Here is a 15,901-nt window from a genome sequence, read left to right as displayed (position 1 = left end):
ATTAAAGGCGGAAGACGCGGCCAACAGCCGGTAAAACAAAACCCACACCGTTTAAACGGTGAAATTCGTGGCGTTCGTGAAGTTCGTTTAACTGGCGCTGACGGTGAATCAGTTGGCGTAGTATCGATCCAAGAAGCGATCGCAGCTGCTGAAGAAGCAGGTATGGATCTTGTTGAGATCAGTCCTAACGCTGAGCCACCAGTCTGTCGTGTAATGGACTATGGCAAATTCCTCTTTGAAAAGAGCAAGTCTGCTAAAGAGCAGAAGAAAAAGCAAAAACAGGTTCAGATTAAGGAAATTAAATTCCGACCTGGAACTGATATTGGAGACTATCAGGTAAAACTACGCAACCTGACTGGTTTCCTTGAAGACGGCAACAAAGTGAAAGTAACTATTCGCTTCCGTGGCCGCGAGATGGCTCACCAAGACATCGGTGTTGATGTTCTTCGTCGCTTAAAAGAAGATACTGCAGAATTTGCTGTAGTAGAATCTTTCCCAAGCCGTATCGAAGGTCGTCAGATGATCATGGTGTTGGCCCCTAAAAAGAAGTAATTAACGGCTTTACAAGTAAGAAAACTCAGCTGTCGTCCTTTTCATAAAGGCCTGGCGGTTGGGTTTTGTTCGCCCTGATTACTATTGTTATAAACAACTCAACAATGCGGAGTTATTCATCATGCCTAAGATGAAAACCAACAGAGGTGCTGCTAAGCGTTTTAAGAAAACTGCTGGTGGTATTAAATTTAAGCACGCTACAAAACGTCACATCCTGACTAAGCGTACTACTAAGAACAAGCGTCAACTACGTCCTAACGCAATCCTTCCTAAATGTGAAGTAGCTGCTGTTATGCGTATGATGCCATACGCTTAATTCTTTTTAGTTTAATAATCGTTTAGTTTAGGAGAAGCATAATGCCTCGCGTAAAACGTGGTGTACAAGCTCGTGCACGTCATAAGAAAGTTCTAAAACAAGCTAAAGGTTACTACGGAGCACGTTCACGTGTTTACCGCGTAGCTTTCCAAGCAGTTACCAAAGCTGGTCAATACGCTTACCGTGACCGTCGCAACAAGAAACGTCAATTCCGTCAACTTTGGATTGCACGTATCAACGCGGCATCTCGTCAAAATGGTCTATCTTACAGCCGTCTAATTAACGGTCTTAAGAAAGCATCTATCGAGATCGACCGTAAGATTCTTGCTGACATCGCAGTATTCGACAAAGCAGCATTTGCTGTACTAGTTGAAAAAGCGAAAGCTGCTCTTTAATTAGCAGTTCAGGTTTAAATGAAAGGAGAGCTTAGGCTCTCCTTTTTTCTTATCTGCAATAAATCAATATCCGTAGGTATTTACAAGCTTGATAGTGGGCTTAAAACACCACTAGCCCCTCGGTCTATGACGTGCGTATAGATTTGAGTGGTTCTTACATCACTGTGGCCGAGTTGCTCTTGTACGGTTCGAATATCAGCTCCTGATTCGAGTAAATGCGTTGCAAAGCTATGTCGCAAGGTATGACAAGTGACATTCTTTTCTATTCCCGCCTCTTTTGCTGTTCTCTTGACTGAACGTTGAATTACTGTCTCTGCCATATGATGACGTTTCAACAACTCAGATTCCGCATCTTTGCTCAAACGATGTGAAGGAAACAAGAAGTGCCAGCGAAACTCATACTGCGCGTTTGGGTATTTTGCTGTTCTTGATTGAGGAATATAAACTCCGCCGTAACCTTTGGTTTGCATGTCCTTTTGATAATAGCGATGAGTTAATGAGATCTGCTCACGAATTAACGGGTGTAGTTCCTTTGCCAGCGTTACAGTTCGATTTTTCCCACCTTTACCTTGCCAAACCCTGATTGCTCCGTAGTCAAAATCGATATCTTGTATCCGTAATCTGATGCATTCCATCAGCCTCAACCCCGAACCATATAGCAGCATCGATTGGAGTTTATAGCGGGGATCAATATGGTCAACAAAGTGGCGCATTTCCGTTTTAGTTAATACTAACGGTAATTTGGCATGCTTAAGAGACTTCTGAAATCGCATATCAGGCTCCACTTTCACCTGAAGGTAATCACGATACATAAATAATATGGCATTGAGCGCGAGCGCTTGCGTTTTCACTGCGACTCGATGTTCGACAGCTAAGTGGGTGAGAAAGCGTTCTATATCGGCTGTGCCGAGCTTAATGGGGTGCTGCATATCGTGGTGTCGTATATAGCGTGATACCCAAATCATGTAAGACTCAATCGTTTTCTTCGCGTAGTATCTTTGCTGCATATACTCTTTGAAACTGAGTAAGAATTGACTTTTCATGTTTATTTGTACTGGTTATATATACATGAGTAAAGAGTAAGTCAGTTCTACAAATTGTCGATCTTAGTCCGTGTGAAACCCAAGTTGGTAGGCAAAACTTCATACTGAGAAGAGTAGGGTTTCATCTATATTTGTGACATATGGTAGCAGTGGCAACTAATGGCAAGAAATCGAAATTGCTCGTCTATGAAATCCCTTTAATTTGCAGATTGATATTCTGCTCCTGAAGTTAAATTTAGTGGCTAGTTGGGAATAATCTGACAGAAAGTAGAGACTTAATTTGTATTTAACTAGATCTATATCGCATTTATACTGAAATCAATGCATTAAAAAGAAGGGATATTCGATAAGGATCACGTTAGATCGTTGTGATGTTCAATAGTATGCGCATGATCTATTTATAACCAGACGAAGAGCAACAATGAAAAAAAATCTCTTATCTAGCGCTATCCTACTTTCCCTAGCTTTTCCGACCTTTGCTGCTGATGGTGATATGCATCAGGTTACCATTCTTGGTACCTCTGATCTGCATGGTCACTTTATGGCATGGGACTACGCTGCGGATAAGCTCAATATGCGTGGTAGCTTAAGCCAAATTGCGACAAAGGTTGCGGATATTCGCCAAGAGCAACCAAACATTATTTTGGTTGATGCGGGAGATACCATTCAAGGCAATTTTGTTGAGACATTTAAAGAAGAACCCGTAGATCCGATGATGCTGGGTTTCAACCAAATGAAATACGATGTCTGGGTACTTGGTAACCATGAATTTGATTTTGGTTTAGGTGTACTTGATCGTTCTTTGAGCCAATTTAAAGGACAATCTCTTGGTGGCAACATCAAACGTGCTGATGGTAATCCATTTTTACCGGGTTATACCATTATTGAGCGCGACGGTATCAAAGTCGGTGTGATTGGTATGGATACGCCGATGACCCAAGTTTTTGCTGAAGGGACGAATCGCTTAAATGGTGTGACTTTTACTAACCCGTCACTGGAAGTGAAAAAGATCATTAAGCAAATTGACGATAAAGTGGATGCTATCGTTTTAGTTGCTCACATGGGTTTAGATAATGAAAACGATATTGCAAACACAGGGGTACGTGATATTGCCAATGCAAACCCAGAGCTAGATGCTATTGTTGCTGGGCACATGCATACCCGTATCGATAAAGCCGTGGTCAATGGCGTGATTATTACCGAACCTGATAAGTACGGTAGAGCATTGTCTCGTGTTGACCTTCAGTTTGAAGAGCGTGATGGCAAATTCAGTCTTGTTAATAAGGACAGCTATACCTATAAGATTAAAGGGATAGAATCTGATCTAGAGATGGATAAGTTGTATCAGCCGTATCATAAACGTTTGCGTGAAATGGCAAATCGTGCAGTTGCGGAACTGAAAGGGATCGACTTAGTGCCAGAAAATGAAATCCGAGGCATCCCACAAGTTCATATTCAAGATACCGGCATCAGCGCTCTATTCCAAGAAGCCAGCTTCTTTTATGCTCCTAAGGCAAATGTGATTGCTTTGCAGATTGATAATGACAATGCCGAGTTGGATGTCGGACCGATTAAAGCAAAAGATATCGCTTATAACTATCAATACGCTGGCGGTGAAATCACTGTTTATCAAATGACGGGTAAAGAACTGAAAACGTATATGGAGTGGTCGGCAGCCTACTTTAACTCAGTAGAGCCAGGTGATGTTACTTACAGTTTTGACCCTATCCGCCGCGCATCTAAATACTCAACGAATGACTTCTTCTCTGGTGTGACTTATACCATTGATTTGACCAAGCCAAAAGGTGAGCGTATTACGGATCTTCAGTTTGCTGACGGGATTAAGATAACAGATGAAAGCAATATTCGTCTTGGTATGAATAGCTACCGCATGGGGCATTTAACCAAAAAAGGTGGAGTGTTAGAAGGGCGTGATTTCCCTGTTCTGTTCGATACTGAAGTGGAGTATGGCGAAGATGCCGGTACTATTCGTAACTTGACCATCAAATATCTAACGGAAGAGAAGCAAGGCGTCTACCAAGGTAAAGCAATGCAGCGCTGGAAATTGGCGGGTATGGATGACAGTTATGCCGTGCAGCGTGACATTGTAAAGAGCCTGATTAATGCTGGTGAGATTGATGTGCCGATGAGTGATGATGGTCGTTATACCAATATTGCTTCTATAAACGTACAAGGTTTGTTATTTGATAGTGAGAAGGCGATGCAAAGTGCAATTTCACTGAGAAAAGAGAAACTCACCAAAGCTAACGAAGCAGAAAGCATTGACTTACAACGTGAGTTGATTCTGATAGATGCGTTAAATAAGTAATTTTAGTCTTGAGCTAAACCAACTTAAGCCTAGCAACCGCTAGGCTTTTTTACATCTAGAATCAACATAAGCTTGTTTAGTTAGGTAAACGTTGTGGACCTTGTTAAAATGCTTGATTAAGAGTCGCACCGAGCGACGAATTCACCACTGATTTGCATTAGGAATATGAGTTTCATGAAACAAGATCAACCCAATAACCCGCTTCATGGTCTTTCTCTAGAGAAAATAGTGACACGTTTGGTCGAACACTATGGCTGGGTAGGTTTACATAATGAAATCAGAGTTAACTGTTTTACAAATGACCCTTCAATTAAGTCGTCACTTAAGTTCTTACGTAAAACACAGTGGGCACGCGATAAGGTAGAAGCGTTATATATCAATACCTTTTCCTAAAAATCTTAGTGAAACGGGCGCTACATTACTGTTGAGTTGACTTGAATCTTTAGGCACTATGTTGAATTAATAAACAGCATAGAAAATTAAGGACGATTTATGAAATGCTTGGTGGTAGTAGCGCATCCGGTTCCCAAGAGCCTCTGTCATCACCTATGTAATGAAACCGTAAAGCATCTTGAAGCGAAAGGGTATGAGGTCACTTTGCTTGACTTGTATCAACAAGAGTTTGAAGCAAGCTTAAGCCAATCTGAGAGGCAGAGTTATTATGCTGATCAGTTTGATCAAAACCAGGTAGCGCAGCGCATCACAGAGCTCAAACAAGCAGAGTCTTTAGTTTTGGTGTTTCCAACTTGGTGGTTCGGCTTTCCTGCCATATTAAAAGGCTGGTTTGATCGAGTCTGGGCGCCTGGTCATGCTTACGATCATGCTTCTGATCTTGGTGCTATTCAACCACGACTCGATAATTTAAAAGAAGTAAAAGTGATCACCACTTTAGGCTCGCCGTGGTGGGTCGATACTTTTATTCTTTGGAAGCCAGTAAATAGAGTATTAAAAATAGCACTACTCGGCGCTTGCACAAAGCGATGCAAATTTAAGATGTTGTCGTTATATAAGAGTGAAAATGTAACAAGAGAAAGAGTTGAGAACTTCATTAATAAGATTAAAGCGGAGTTTTAAATGGATTTAATTTGCTACGTGCAACGTTGGAAATAGTGGAGTGGTTAGGAAATGGAAATCACAACCGCTAGGCTGAAGTTAGTACCGATGACAGAACAGCATTGGCAACTTTTCTACAACTTACATACCGACCTTGAGGTGACGTCACTCTGTTTCGATCCTCCTTCAATTGAGGAGATTCAAGCGAAGTTTCAGGCACGCTTAAACCATTGGACTAAAGACGTCAGTTCGTGGCTTTGTCTTGTGGTCATCAATAAAGCGAACAATCTTCCCGTTGGAATCACAGGGTTCTTATATGAGGACGATATTGCACAAGTCGGTTATCTATTTTTGCCGCAATATTACGGCAATCAATATGCTACAGAGTCGCTTAATGCGTTGCTTAAATGGGCGATTTCCGAGCACAGTATCCACCAATTCAAAGCGGTTGTTACCGAAGGGAATGCCGCCTCTGAACGCGTATTAGTCAAGTGTGGTTTCAAGTTAATTAACATTGTGCCTGAGGCATTCGAGATTAATGGAAAGAACTATTCTGATTTCGTTTACCAATATAATTCATCGCCATAAACAAGTGAGTCAGCAATGAAACAGTCTATAGTCCATATTGCTTTGGTTGTACGTGATTATGATGAAGCTTTAGATTTTTATGTGAATAAGCTGAAATTTGATTTACTAGAAGATACATATCAAGCAGAGCAAGATAAACGATGGGTAGTCATTGCGCCGCCAGGCTCTAGTGGTGTGGCATTGCTTCTTGCTAAAGCCTCGAAGCCACAGCAACATGATTTTATCGGTAATCAAACTGGCGGGCGTGTATTTCTATTTTTAAATACAGATGATTTCTGGAGAGACTACCAACGCATGCTTTCAATTGGTATCCATTTTGTTAGAGAGCCAGTTGAAGCGGACTATGGCACTGTGGCTGTCTTTGAAGATTTATACGGCAACCTTTGGGATTTGCTGCAGCTTAACCCAGATCACCCTATTGCGTTACGCAATAGGTGAGAGGAAATAGGAATACAATAACAACCAATGTTTCGTTGTTTTGGTTGTATTGTATTCACAGCGATGTGAATTTCCTGTTTGGGTTAGTTATCAGCAGCAGCGACCCATAGATGTACACATAATTAATTAACAGCGTAAGTCGCAACAAATCCTTTAACCGCTTGCTCTACCGCAATTTTTACTTCATCGCAGCTCGGTGGTGTTTGGTGCGCCAGAAGTTGAGGCCAAAAGACTACGGCTTTGATACTGCCAATATATTGTTCGACAGTTAAAGAAATATTATCCACTTCAAGATAGTTTGCTTCTATTCCCTGTCTAATCCAATTATGCAATCCGTAACTGTCTTCGATGGCACCAAATTTACTCATCAGCATTTTAGAGGCATTTTGGCTGCGAATACACTCTCCCATCACCATGCGAGCAGTTACCTGAAAATCCTCAGTATTGATATAGCAAAGCTGTTTAAGCGTAAGCTCTGTTAGTTGGTCCACTATAGGCACCGACGGTTCAAATTTTGGTGTGGTGTGCTCATCAAACCGGCAGAGGAGTTTGTCTACAATAACCTCAAATAGAGACTCTTTATTTGGATAGTATTTGTATAGGGTGCGTTTAGAAACCCCAGCTTGCTTCGAAATACCTTCCATACTCGCTTGTTCAAAGCCTTTTTGAGAAAAAACTAGAATGGCAGAGTTGATAATATCTTCTTGTTTTATATCGCTGATCTTTACCATTGCTCGGTTTCACTATTTAAAAGTAAACGACTGTGTTTACTATTTATTGTCAGGTTACTAAAGTATACACCATCGTTTACTTTTTAAGATAGCGAATAGGTCATAAAAATGAGCATACACAACATACTGCTCTACAAGGAAATTAACCTTTACCATATGTTGCAATGTAAAGCTTGTAGATTTGGCTGGACTTTAGTTGTAGTCACTCATACAAAATAAACTAAAGCATTAATATGCATTGATGTGTATATGTTGGATTGATAGCCTTCCCTCATACTATATGGAGGAAGTATGAGACGTAATATTTTATTGCTCGCTATTATTACCGCAGTGAGCGCACCAGTTGTAGCGAGTGAATCAAATGCTTTTCGCTTAGGAGTTGGGTACTCTGAAACCGATATAGAAGTACTTTCAAATTCTGATGATTACGGTACAGGATTCAAAGTAGAGCTAGGTTATGATGTTAACCCTTACGTTGGTATTAAGCTAAGTTACGAACAGAATGAAGGGGATATTGGCTCGACTAATGTTAGCTATGAAGGTAGTACCGTTAAAGGTGGTTTTGATTTAGGCTACCCTGTTGAGAGTCCAATTGGTGTATTCAAACCATATGTGACATTAGGCTTTTCTGGCTATAGTGAAGAGTCAAACTTGCTAGGAGGAAGTCGCTTTTCATCAAGTCAGTTCTATTATGGAATTGGGGCTCGCTATACGTCGAGCGTCAATGTGTATCTTGATTTGAGTTATGACTTATTTGAAGTTGAGGATGCTGTGCTTTCTTATGATATGACTCAACTAGCCTTTACAGTTGGCTATCAGTTTTAATATAGGGTAAAAAAACAAAGCCTTCCAAGGGAAGGCTTTGTTGTCTATTGATGAGCAAGAATTGGAATCTCTCCCGCACTTGTGGGATCGATTTTTATGGTTTGAGTAGGGAAGGCGATATCAGCGCCATTTTCACTCACGATGGTCATGATTTTTAACAGCACATCTTGTTTCACTTCTTGGTAGCGAATCCAATTGACCGTTTTGGTAAAGGTGTAAACCATCAAATTTAAAGAAGACGGCCCAAAGCCATTCAAGTTAACAATGAGTGTTTGCTTAGCATCGATATCAGCGTGATGTTCCAACATGTCTCTAATTTGCTGTGCGATTTGTTCTACTTTAGCGCCGTCTTCATAGCGTAATCCAACGGTTTCATAGATGCGGCGATTGAGCATACGTGATGGGTTTTCAACAACAATATTGCTAAATACTGAGTTTGGAACATATAAAGGGCGTTTATCGAAGGTTCTTATGATGGTCATTCGCCACCCAATACGTTCGACGGTACCTTCAATTTGACGATCGGGAGAGCGAATCCAGTCGCCAACTTTAAACGGACGATCAAAGTAGATCATCATGCCACCAAAGAAATTGGAAAGCAGATCTTTCGCCGCCAAACCGACAATCAGTCCACCGACGCCACCAAACGTCAGTAAGCCTGAAAGGCTTAGCCCAAATGCCTGCATTATGGTCAGCGCACCAATGGTGAGGAAAAACAGTCGTGCAACTTTGGCTACCGCTTGGACAGTTGTTTCGTCACGTTTTTTTTGTTGCAACACATACTCTTCAACATTATTGATCAGTCGCATCGTAAACCAGATAAATATGGCAATAACCAAAATGAGTTTGACTGTGCTTAACCAATCTAATTTAGTGCCCATCTGCTGCTGAAGTAAGAAGCCAAGAGAAATGGTAGCTGGCCAACACCAAATAAGTGTGCTAATTGGTGTTTTCAATGCATGAAGGGTTAAGTTATCCCAGTGAATAGCAGTACGAGCAACTAACACTTCGAGACGACCGTAAACTACACGCCAAACAAGCCAAGCGACTAAGCTGATAGCGGTGAGAAGCAGCACATTGGAATCGAGTTGTTGATAAAAAGACTCCCAACTATTAGGGAGAAGAGATTTTAGTTCATTCATTGTTAGAGTTCTAAAGTGAGATGATAAGTGTGGTCACTTAAGCAATTTGCTACATGAGTATATACATTCAATAACAATGCGAAAACACTTAGATTGAGGGAGTATTTAGCGTCGAGGTTACTTTTCATTGAAGTGGTTAGCGAGTGCAGCTCGGCGCTGTTTTGCGATACCAACAGCTTCCATGTCAATTAAGTGCTCGTAACCTTGCTTTACAAAACGTTGAGTTGGGCTATTGGGTTGGATTCGCTTTAATTGAGGTGTGTCCTTAGCCCGTGTTAATTGATAGATGGAGATGCCAGATCCTGTTTCAACATGGATTTGTTGGCCATCAAATTCAAACTGCGTTGCGACCATTCGCTGATTACGAAAAACACCATTTTGATTGAATTCAATTGAAGAACGGTTGTAAGAAGCGGTGCCAACCTCTAGCCAGCGTCCATAGACATTATTCGGTGCGATATACTGTTGGTAGCTTGAATAGATCAGAATTGAAAATGCCCCCAAAACTGCGCTCACACAGCACAGAAAAACAAGGTGAAGAAAGGAGAAGTGAATGTGACTCTTTCGACTTGTGGACTGTTTATTAAATGAGTACATGGTCACAACTACTTACTCCACTCTTACCGCGTATGGATAGAACACTGTCTCTGAGGTGAAAATCTTGTAAGAGATTGTCTTTGAAAGCAATCTTGATCTATATAAGTTTGATCTTCAGCGCAAACTGAAATCACAAGTTGAGATAGGGAACAACCAAACTTTGGATGTCGATCCTAGCTTTAAGCCTAGCTGCTAAAAGGTATAGTCCACCGATTTTTCTATGCAGAAAGATGGCATCAATTGGAGGCGTATGCCAATAATTTTCTTGTAGGCTCAGTGCTGCCCCTTTTTGGCGAACTTTGTTGGCTAGATCCGATTGCCCAAAATCATAGCAACCTTGGTGGCGCATTGGCTCGCATGCCAGTGACACTAAGTCGAGAATGGCAAGCTTTTGGCTTTCAACTATCGTTTGGCTAAAAAAGCCAATTTGGGTAAGGGCATCTTCAAGGGCTTCATGGTCATTTATCATTGCAGCTCGAAAGGCATGTCGATAACCCAAGCTGATCCTATCGCTGTATTCTCTAGTCGCACCAAAGTCGAGTAGCACGATTTTATTTTGCTGGTGGTTGTATAGATAGTTGGCAAAATTGGGATCTGTCTGAACCAACTGAAACTCAAATAACTCGGCGAACAAAAGCTCAAGTAAGTCATGCATGACTTGATCTCTTAGTGCTTGCGGTGCATTAACCAAGTTTTCGATATTGTCCCCTTCGACAAACTCCATTGTCAGTACAGATTGGCTACTTAAATGAGGGTAGACATTAGGCACAATAAATTGAGTATGGTTACTGAGGTGCGCTTTGTAGCGATTGAGATACTGGCATTCTAGTTGATAGTTGGCTTCGGCATGCAGTTGCTTCTTAGCTTCGTTAAGCAACCCTTTGATATCGATATCTTTTGGAATGACACCAACAATGTTTAGCAAGGTTGCTACGTTGTTTACATCACTGTCGATACTGTCTCGAATTCCCGGATATTGTACTTTTACAGCGACATTATCACCATCATCGGTATAAGCCTGATGTACTTGTCCAATGGATGCACTTGCCACGGGTTTGAAGTTAAATGAAAGAAAGTGCTGCTTCCAATCATTTCCTAACCCTTGCTCAAGTACGCCGTTCAACTGCTTCGCCAGCATTGGGTTTGCATCAGAACGCAGCCGAGCAAGTATTTCTGTCAATTCCGGTGAGAGTAAGTCACCGCTGTCCATCGACAGCATCTGACCAACTTTCATTGCTGCGCCCCGTAAATGGGCGAGCTGATCAGCAACGCGCTTAATGTTGGCTGGTGTCAGTAGGAGATCTTTGGTTTGAGGGCGTTGACCTTGGAGCCATTGCTTTGTTCCTTCCGCAACGACGTTTCCGCCGATTCGGGTTGCGAGTGAGGCAAACTGACCGATTCGAGACAGTCGGTTGGTTGGGATTTTCGATTCGTTATCAGACATAGTTCGCTATCAAGTTGGCTTTAGAGATCCTAGTTATGAGCTTGAACAGTTAATTGGTTGAATATTGAACCCTAAGTTAATGCTTGTTGTAGTGCAAGTTTTGATATACAAGATTACATGTTATGGTTTTTTACGTTAAACCGACAAATGTTGTTCAGTAAAACAAGGAAGAAAAATGAAGCACAATGTTTACTTCGAAGGAAATGTACAGTCACTGTCTTTTACGCAGCTCAGTGATGAATCGAGTGTGGGTGTTATGTCTCCAGGCGAGTACACGTTTGGTACGGCAGCTCCTGAGAAAATGTCTGTAATTAAAGGTGCCTTAACGATTAAGAGAGACGGCGAAGCGGATTGGACTACTTTTCGTGATGGCGAGTCTTTCAACGTGACTGGTGATTCTTCTTTCCAATTGAAAGTGGAAGTAGCGACTGCTTACTTATGTGAGTATTTGTAAAAAGAAAAGCCGCGCTTTGAGCGCGGCGATAACCAAATATTTATCGCCAATCGTCACTGATTGCGATAAGTCAGATTGCAGTGAAATCTAACCAACATCGGTTATAAAATATCTTGTAACCCTTTTGTTCTCTCGCCATATTAGTGAACCGCTTCATAGTTACGCTTATTGCACGTAAATCTACACCTACCCCGACGACATTATTCAAGAAAAGCGATGTTTTGCTTCGAAATATTCGTCTAATATTTATCAACCTTTTGACTATACTGAGATTATTGGTAATCACTTATATGGGGAGGTTGATATGGCTGTAGGATCAAGAAAAACTGACTCAAATGCACGTTATGACCCAAGCCAGGACTTCACTCCTGATCAACTACGCCGTTTCGGCAATGTTGCCAATCGAGCTGAGCGTGATCGAGAACAGCGGGAACGCCAACAAAAACTCTATTCTCCTGATTTAATTGAGAGCGCCAAACGTAATGCTCTCAAGCCAGTGGTTAAAGCTAAAAATGATAAAGAGGTGAAGTCATTAAGATATGCCGTGTGGCTCTCTGTCGCGCTGGTCTTCCTTCTTTGGCTTATGTATATGACTGGCTGATGCTCGTTTTATATCATGCACATTGTGCTTACTCGGCATTTCTTCCAGTGAGTACAAAAGATCATTTTGGTAATATTGATATTGGTTTTTTCCAGAATGTTTTGCTGCATACATTGCTTTATCGGCACAACGGGTTAACTCACTTAGATTGGTCGCATCTTGTGGGTAGAGTGCAACACCAACACTGATAGTTAAACTCCCTACGCGATTTGAGCCGGTATAGCTATCTTGGAATAAGTGGCAAATTCTATGTAAGATCCCATCGAGATCTTTCTTACTGCGTACGTCATAAAGCAAAATCACAAATTCATCACCAGCAAATCGAGCGATGGAATAATCGTGATGGTTACTTTTTCTGTCTCGAGTTCGAATATTATTTTTTAGTCGACGAGAGAAATTTTGTAATACGCGGTCGCCAACTGCATGGCCATAGGTATCATTGATTTCTTTAAAATCATCAATATCGAGGAAAATGAGTGCAGTCGTGGTGGATAGATTGGTGACTTCGGTGAGTTTTTGTTTCGCCCAATTCTCAAAGCTCCATCGATTCGCAAGCCCTGTTAATTGATCCAAGTAGGCGAGATCTTCAATCCCTTCTTTATATAAAGATTGGATATAATTGAGCAGTTTTGAATAGTAAAAAGACGCGGTATTACAAATAACACAGCTGGCAAAAATACTCAGTATAAACCCTGATTGCAGATCACTTATAACATAACTGGTTTGCAAAAATAGGCTGGTGGTAAGGAGTAGAAAACAAAATGTTAGGCTACATATTAGGCCCACTTTAAATTCATTAATAATAATGACTGAGATCATTAACGGAAATAGCCATACTAAGCGCTCTGGATATTGTCCGCTGTAGAACAGAAGAACAAGTCCCTGAAACATTAAAACACCAGTCAACATAATATCCGTATATTGCAAACCTTCATTTCGTGTCAGTTGCCAAAAGTTTAAACCCACAATAATGCAGCAGATAACATTGATACTTGCTCGCGTGTACTCTTGGTCAAGGAAATGGGTTAGTCCATAAGCAAGTAGTACGACGAAAGAAATGATAGAGCAAAGACGAACGAGCTTACACTTACGTGTCGCACGTATATCTGCCATTTCTTCTAGATGACTCCCGACAAAATTCCCCATGCCTTATGTGCCCTTATGTTCATACTGCAAAGATAAGTCTAGGAGAATATTTTTTTTATGAGTTAAAACTAATAATAAATTAGCGTGACATTCATCAATTAAATGCATGAATCTTATGAACTAGAGTAATAGAAAAAGGGGAATTGCTCGTGTTTATATCTCATTTAAACGGGTGAGATAGTATTAATTACTAAATGATGATCTGCGACATTTTTAGCTTAAAGACCTCAAAGCGCCTAAGTCATAGGCATGAAGCTTCGTATGCGAAAGCCCTCTTTCAGAGGGCTTACAGTCTTTGGCTGTGGGCTTACTTCGTTATTTCGGTACTAGACCGTATGGTAGACGAGAGAAAACGTCCGGCTGATTCTTTAAGGTCGGAGCCAAATTGACCTGTTGCCAATCTAGCAGCATTATAGCAAGTACATTGCGATGTTCTCCTTTAGAGAAATCAAAGTCCCCGGTGTTCGATGGCACCATGCCGTGTTGCTTATTAATCGCTTTGTTAATAGCCTTGCGTGTTTTTTCAACCACAGGTTCATTTTCTAGGCCAGCTAATAGGAAGGAAATTCCCACTTCAGCGATAACATCTTCCTTTGCTCTTAAGATAATCTGGTCAATGTGGGTGCGAAAGTAGTCATAAATCCACTGGTGCTCTTTCTCATTAACTTGGCGTTGGTAGTATTGCGAATCGGCAAATATGATATGAGTCATACCGTAGAGTTTGTTGCCGTATTGCTGTGGTGAAAGCTTTTTGTCTATTGAGTCTGGGTAGGTATTACGGAAACTCTCAATGAAGGGCTCAACCACATCTTGTTCACCTAGCTGGCGTAACCAATAGACTTGGTTAGCTAATTGCGCCGCCCATGCTCGGATCATCTCGGTATCGGTAGCATAGCGAGCGAAGTCATGGCGGCGGATCACTTGGCGCAATTTTTCATCTTGTTTATGCTTCAGACCGTATTCGTTAGCACGAGCCATTGAACCCAGTAAATCGATGCCCAAATAAAGATACTCAGGCATATGCTTGGTGGCATTAAAGCGACGAATGCTGCGCTCATCATCGTCACCTATATAGCCAGCTAGACGCTCTTCAGAATAGACATAAATGCTTTCAGGTGTATTCACTTCAGCGGCAAAATAGTTAAGGCGGCTCGCTACACGAGCTAGGTCACTCCAAATTGCGGCTGTGTATTTTTCATCAAGCGTTTGACGGTACATTCTTAAGCCGTAATGACCTTCCTTAAAAGCGGGCAACGTAAACAGTTTTTGTTCATAGGTTTGCTTAATTAAATCCGCTGATTCTTGGTAGGCAGTTGCTGTATCGGCAAAAACGTAATGTGAAAGGGTAAGACCAAGTATGAGGGAGAATAATTTACGACGCATCAGTCAATCCTAGCAATGAGTGTGAGTATTGAACATTAGCAAACATCACACATATCAATGTGAGTAATTTGTCAGAGATAGCAAACTTATCTTAGTTACCTTTAATATAGCGGAATGTGAGGTTAACTCGAGGCTCACTAACCAACTTCGTTTTTGGCAGTGCATGTTTCCAGTAATGCTGTATTTCACCCGCCATGACAAATAGGCTGCCGTGGCTGAGTTTATAATCGAGTTTTTGCTTATTGTCTTTGTGCTTTAGCGTGAATTTTCTTTCAGCACCAAGGCTAATTGAAGCAATGATGGGGCTATGCCCTAGTTCTTTTTCATTATCTTGATGCCAGCCCATGTAGTCCTGGCCATCTCGGTAGAGGTTTAACAAAACACTATTAAATGTTTGTCCGCAGATTTGCTCGCATTTAGTTTTTAAGGCAGAGATGGGTTGAGGCATGGGGTTGGGCTGTAGTAACAAACCTGAGTATTGATAGGCATGTTCACTAAACCAAGCTTGTAATCTTGGTTGAAGAACGTCGCGTCCAAATAAGACTATGGACTCCTGACGCCACGGCATTTTGTTATACATAAAGTGGTAGAGTTTGTCTGCCTCCTGTTGAGAAAGAAAACCTTCCAAATAAAGCACTTTGCCATGCTCGATATTTTGCCATTGAGGGAAAGCGACCATGTAGAACCTCGATAATAGTCTGGTTGCTTATTAATTTACGTGTGAGCGACGATTTTTCCTACCGTTATCATTATATTTTGAAAAAATGATAAATATATTACTAAGATTAAATGTAAACATTAATTGCTTAAGTGTTATCTGGCAAACGGTGGCGTTAGATCACCTGTCTCTTAAGTGAGTTTACT

General features: G+C 41.3%; 19 protein-coding genes. 11 read left to right on the top strand and 8 right to left on the bottom strand.

Annotation, left to right across the window (positions count from 1 at the left end):
* From infC to rplT, 3 genes are all read left to right on the top strand, one after another.
* Positions 1 to 552, top strand: a complete 552-nt coding sequence (infC, locus tag H2O73_RS01570; RefSeq protein WP_182106900.1) for a translation initiation factor IF-3 — start codon at positions 1 to 3, stop codon at positions 550 to 552.
* A 121-nt stretch (positions 553 to 673) separates the two neighbouring features.
* Complete coding sequence (gene rpmI / locus H2O73_RS01565) at positions 674 to 868, top strand: 50S ribosomal protein L35 (protein ID WP_182105838.1); 195 nt, start codon at positions 674 to 676, stop codon at positions 866 to 868.
* Positions 869 to 909: 41 nt separating this feature from the next.
* Positions 910 to 1,263: a 50S ribosomal protein L20 gene (gene rplT, locus H2O73_RS01560; protein WP_017052550.1), complete on the top strand. Its 354-nt coding sequence runs from the start codon at positions 910 to 912 to the stop codon at positions 1,261 to 1,263.
* Positions 1,264 to 1,343: 80 nt separating this feature from the next.
* Here the strand turns inward: rplT and H2O73_RS01555 are convergent, their stop codons facing one another.
* A complete protein-coding gene (locus tag H2O73_RS01555) occupies positions 1,344 to 2,306 on the bottom strand; it encodes an integron integrase (protein WP_182105836.1) in 963 nt (320 codons plus the stop codon).
* Between the two features lie 421 nt (positions 2,307 to 2,727).
* On the opposite strand from H2O73_RS01555, the gene H2O73_RS01550 reads away from it, so the two are divergent.
* From H2O73_RS01550 to H2O73_RS01530, 5 genes are all read left to right on the top strand, one after another.
* Positions 2,728 to 4,635, top strand: coding sequence for a bifunctional metallophosphatase/5'-nucleotidase (locus H2O73_RS01550; RefSeq protein ID WP_182105834.1), 1,908 nt, complete (start codon positions 2,728 to 2,730; stop codon positions 4,633 to 4,635).
* A gap of 174 nt (positions 4,636 to 4,809) precedes the next feature.
* Positions 4,810 to 5,028: a VF530 family protein gene (locus H2O73_RS01545; protein WP_182105832.1), complete on the top strand. Its 219-nt coding sequence runs from the start codon at positions 4,810 to 4,812 to the stop codon at positions 5,026 to 5,028.
* Positions 5,029 to 5,127: 99 nt separating this feature from the next.
* A complete protein-coding gene (locus H2O73_RS01540; protein ID WP_182105830.1) occupies positions 5,128 to 5,709 on the top strand; it encodes an NAD(P)H-dependent oxidoreductase in 582 nt (193 codons plus the stop codon).
* A gap of 51 nt (positions 5,710 to 5,760) precedes the next feature.
* Positions 5,761 to 6,276 carry a GNAT family N-acetyltransferase gene (locus tag H2O73_RS01535; protein ID WP_182105829.1) on the top strand — a complete coding sequence of 172 codons (516 nt, stop codon included), beginning with the start codon at positions 5,761 to 5,763 and terminating at the stop codon, positions 6,274 to 6,276.
* Positions 6,277 to 6,291: 15 nt separating this feature from the next.
* Positions 6,292 to 6,714 carry a VOC family protein gene (locus H2O73_RS01530; protein WP_182105828.1) on the top strand — a complete coding sequence of 141 codons (423 nt, stop codon included), beginning with the start codon at positions 6,292 to 6,294 and terminating at the stop codon, positions 6,712 to 6,714.
* Positions 6,715 to 6,836: 122 nt separating this feature from the next.
* Here H2O73_RS01530 and H2O73_RS01525 read toward each other — a convergent pair whose 3' ends face one another.
* On the bottom strand, positions 6,837 to 7,445 hold the full coding sequence (locus tag H2O73_RS01525) for a TetR/AcrR family transcriptional regulator (protein WP_182105827.1): 609 nt from the start codon (positions 7,443 to 7,445) through the stop codon (positions 6,837 to 6,839).
* 291 nt (positions 7,446 to 7,736) lie between these two features.
* Between H2O73_RS01525 and H2O73_RS01520 the strand changes: the two genes are divergently transcribed.
* Positions 7,737 to 8,270 (top strand): porin family protein, encoded by a 534-nt coding sequence (locus H2O73_RS01520; RefSeq protein WP_182105826.1) that lies wholly within the window; start codon positions 7,737 to 7,739, stop codon positions 8,268 to 8,270.
* A 44-nt stretch (positions 8,271 to 8,314) separates the two neighbouring features.
* Here H2O73_RS01520 and H2O73_RS01515 read toward each other — a convergent pair whose 3' ends face one another.
* From H2O73_RS01515 to H2O73_RS01505, 3 genes are all read right to left on the bottom strand, one after another.
* A complete protein-coding gene (locus tag H2O73_RS01515) occupies positions 8,315 to 9,412 on the bottom strand; it encodes a mechanosensitive ion channel family protein (protein WP_182105825.1) in 1,098 nt (365 codons plus the stop codon).
* A gap of 117 nt (positions 9,413 to 9,529) precedes the next feature.
* Entirely contained in the window at positions 9,530 to 9,916 is a 387-nt protein-coding gene (locus H2O73_RS01510; protein WP_246335810.1) for a DUF2850 domain-containing protein, read from the bottom strand.
* A gap of 223 nt (positions 9,917 to 10,139) precedes the next feature.
* Positions 10,140 to 11,453: an ABC1 kinase family protein gene (locus tag H2O73_RS01505; RefSeq protein WP_182105823.1), complete on the bottom strand. Its 1,314-nt coding sequence runs from the start codon at positions 11,451 to 11,453 to the stop codon at positions 10,140 to 10,142.
* A 175-nt stretch (positions 11,454 to 11,628) separates the two neighbouring features.
* Between H2O73_RS01505 and ppnP the strand changes: the two genes are divergently transcribed.
* Both ppnP and H2O73_RS01495 read left to right on the top strand, forming a co-directional pair.
* A complete protein-coding gene (ppnP, locus tag H2O73_RS01500; protein WP_182105822.1) occupies positions 11,629 to 11,907 on the top strand; it encodes a pyrimidine/purine nucleoside phosphorylase in 279 nt (92 codons plus the stop codon).
* Positions 11,908 to 12,211: 304 nt separating this feature from the next.
* Positions 12,212 to 12,508 carry a hypothetical protein gene (locus tag H2O73_RS01495; RefSeq protein WP_182105821.1) on the top strand — a complete coding sequence of 99 codons (297 nt, stop codon included), beginning with the start codon at positions 12,212 to 12,214 and terminating at the stop codon, positions 12,506 to 12,508.
* On the opposite strand, the gene H2O73_RS01490 is transcribed toward H2O73_RS01495, so the two are convergent.
* The 3 genes from H2O73_RS01490 to H2O73_RS01480 form a co-directional block, all read right to left on the bottom strand.
* Positions 12,440 to 13,654 carry a GGDEF domain-containing protein gene (locus H2O73_RS01490; protein WP_182105820.1) on the bottom strand — a complete coding sequence of 405 codons (1,215 nt, stop codon included), beginning with the start codon at positions 13,652 to 13,654 and terminating at the stop codon, positions 12,440 to 12,442. The genes H2O73_RS01495 and H2O73_RS01490 overlap by 69 nt on opposite strands.
* Positions 13,655 to 13,969: 315 nt before the next feature.
* Positions 13,970 to 15,037, bottom strand: a complete 1,068-nt coding sequence (locus H2O73_RS01485; protein WP_182105819.1) for a DUF3541 domain-containing protein — start codon at positions 15,035 to 15,037, stop codon at positions 13,970 to 13,972.
* A gap of 91 nt (positions 15,038 to 15,128) precedes the next feature.
* Positions 15,129 to 15,716 carry an alpha-ketoglutarate-dependent dioxygenase AlkB family protein gene (locus tag H2O73_RS01480; protein ID WP_182105818.1) on the bottom strand — a complete coding sequence of 196 codons (588 nt, stop codon included), beginning with the start codon at positions 15,714 to 15,716 and terminating at the stop codon, positions 15,129 to 15,131.
* Between the last annotated feature and the right edge of the window lie 185 nt (positions 15,717 to 15,901).

Origin of the sequence: Vibrio marinisediminis (genome assembly GCF_014050145.1) — a bacterium.
Classification (GTDB): Bacteria; Pseudomonadota; Gammaproteobacteria; order Enterobacterales; family Vibrionaceae; genus Vibrio; species Vibrio marinisediminis.
Note: the sequence above shows the minus strand (reverse complement) of the source record. Positions and strands in the feature narration are given on the sequence as shown.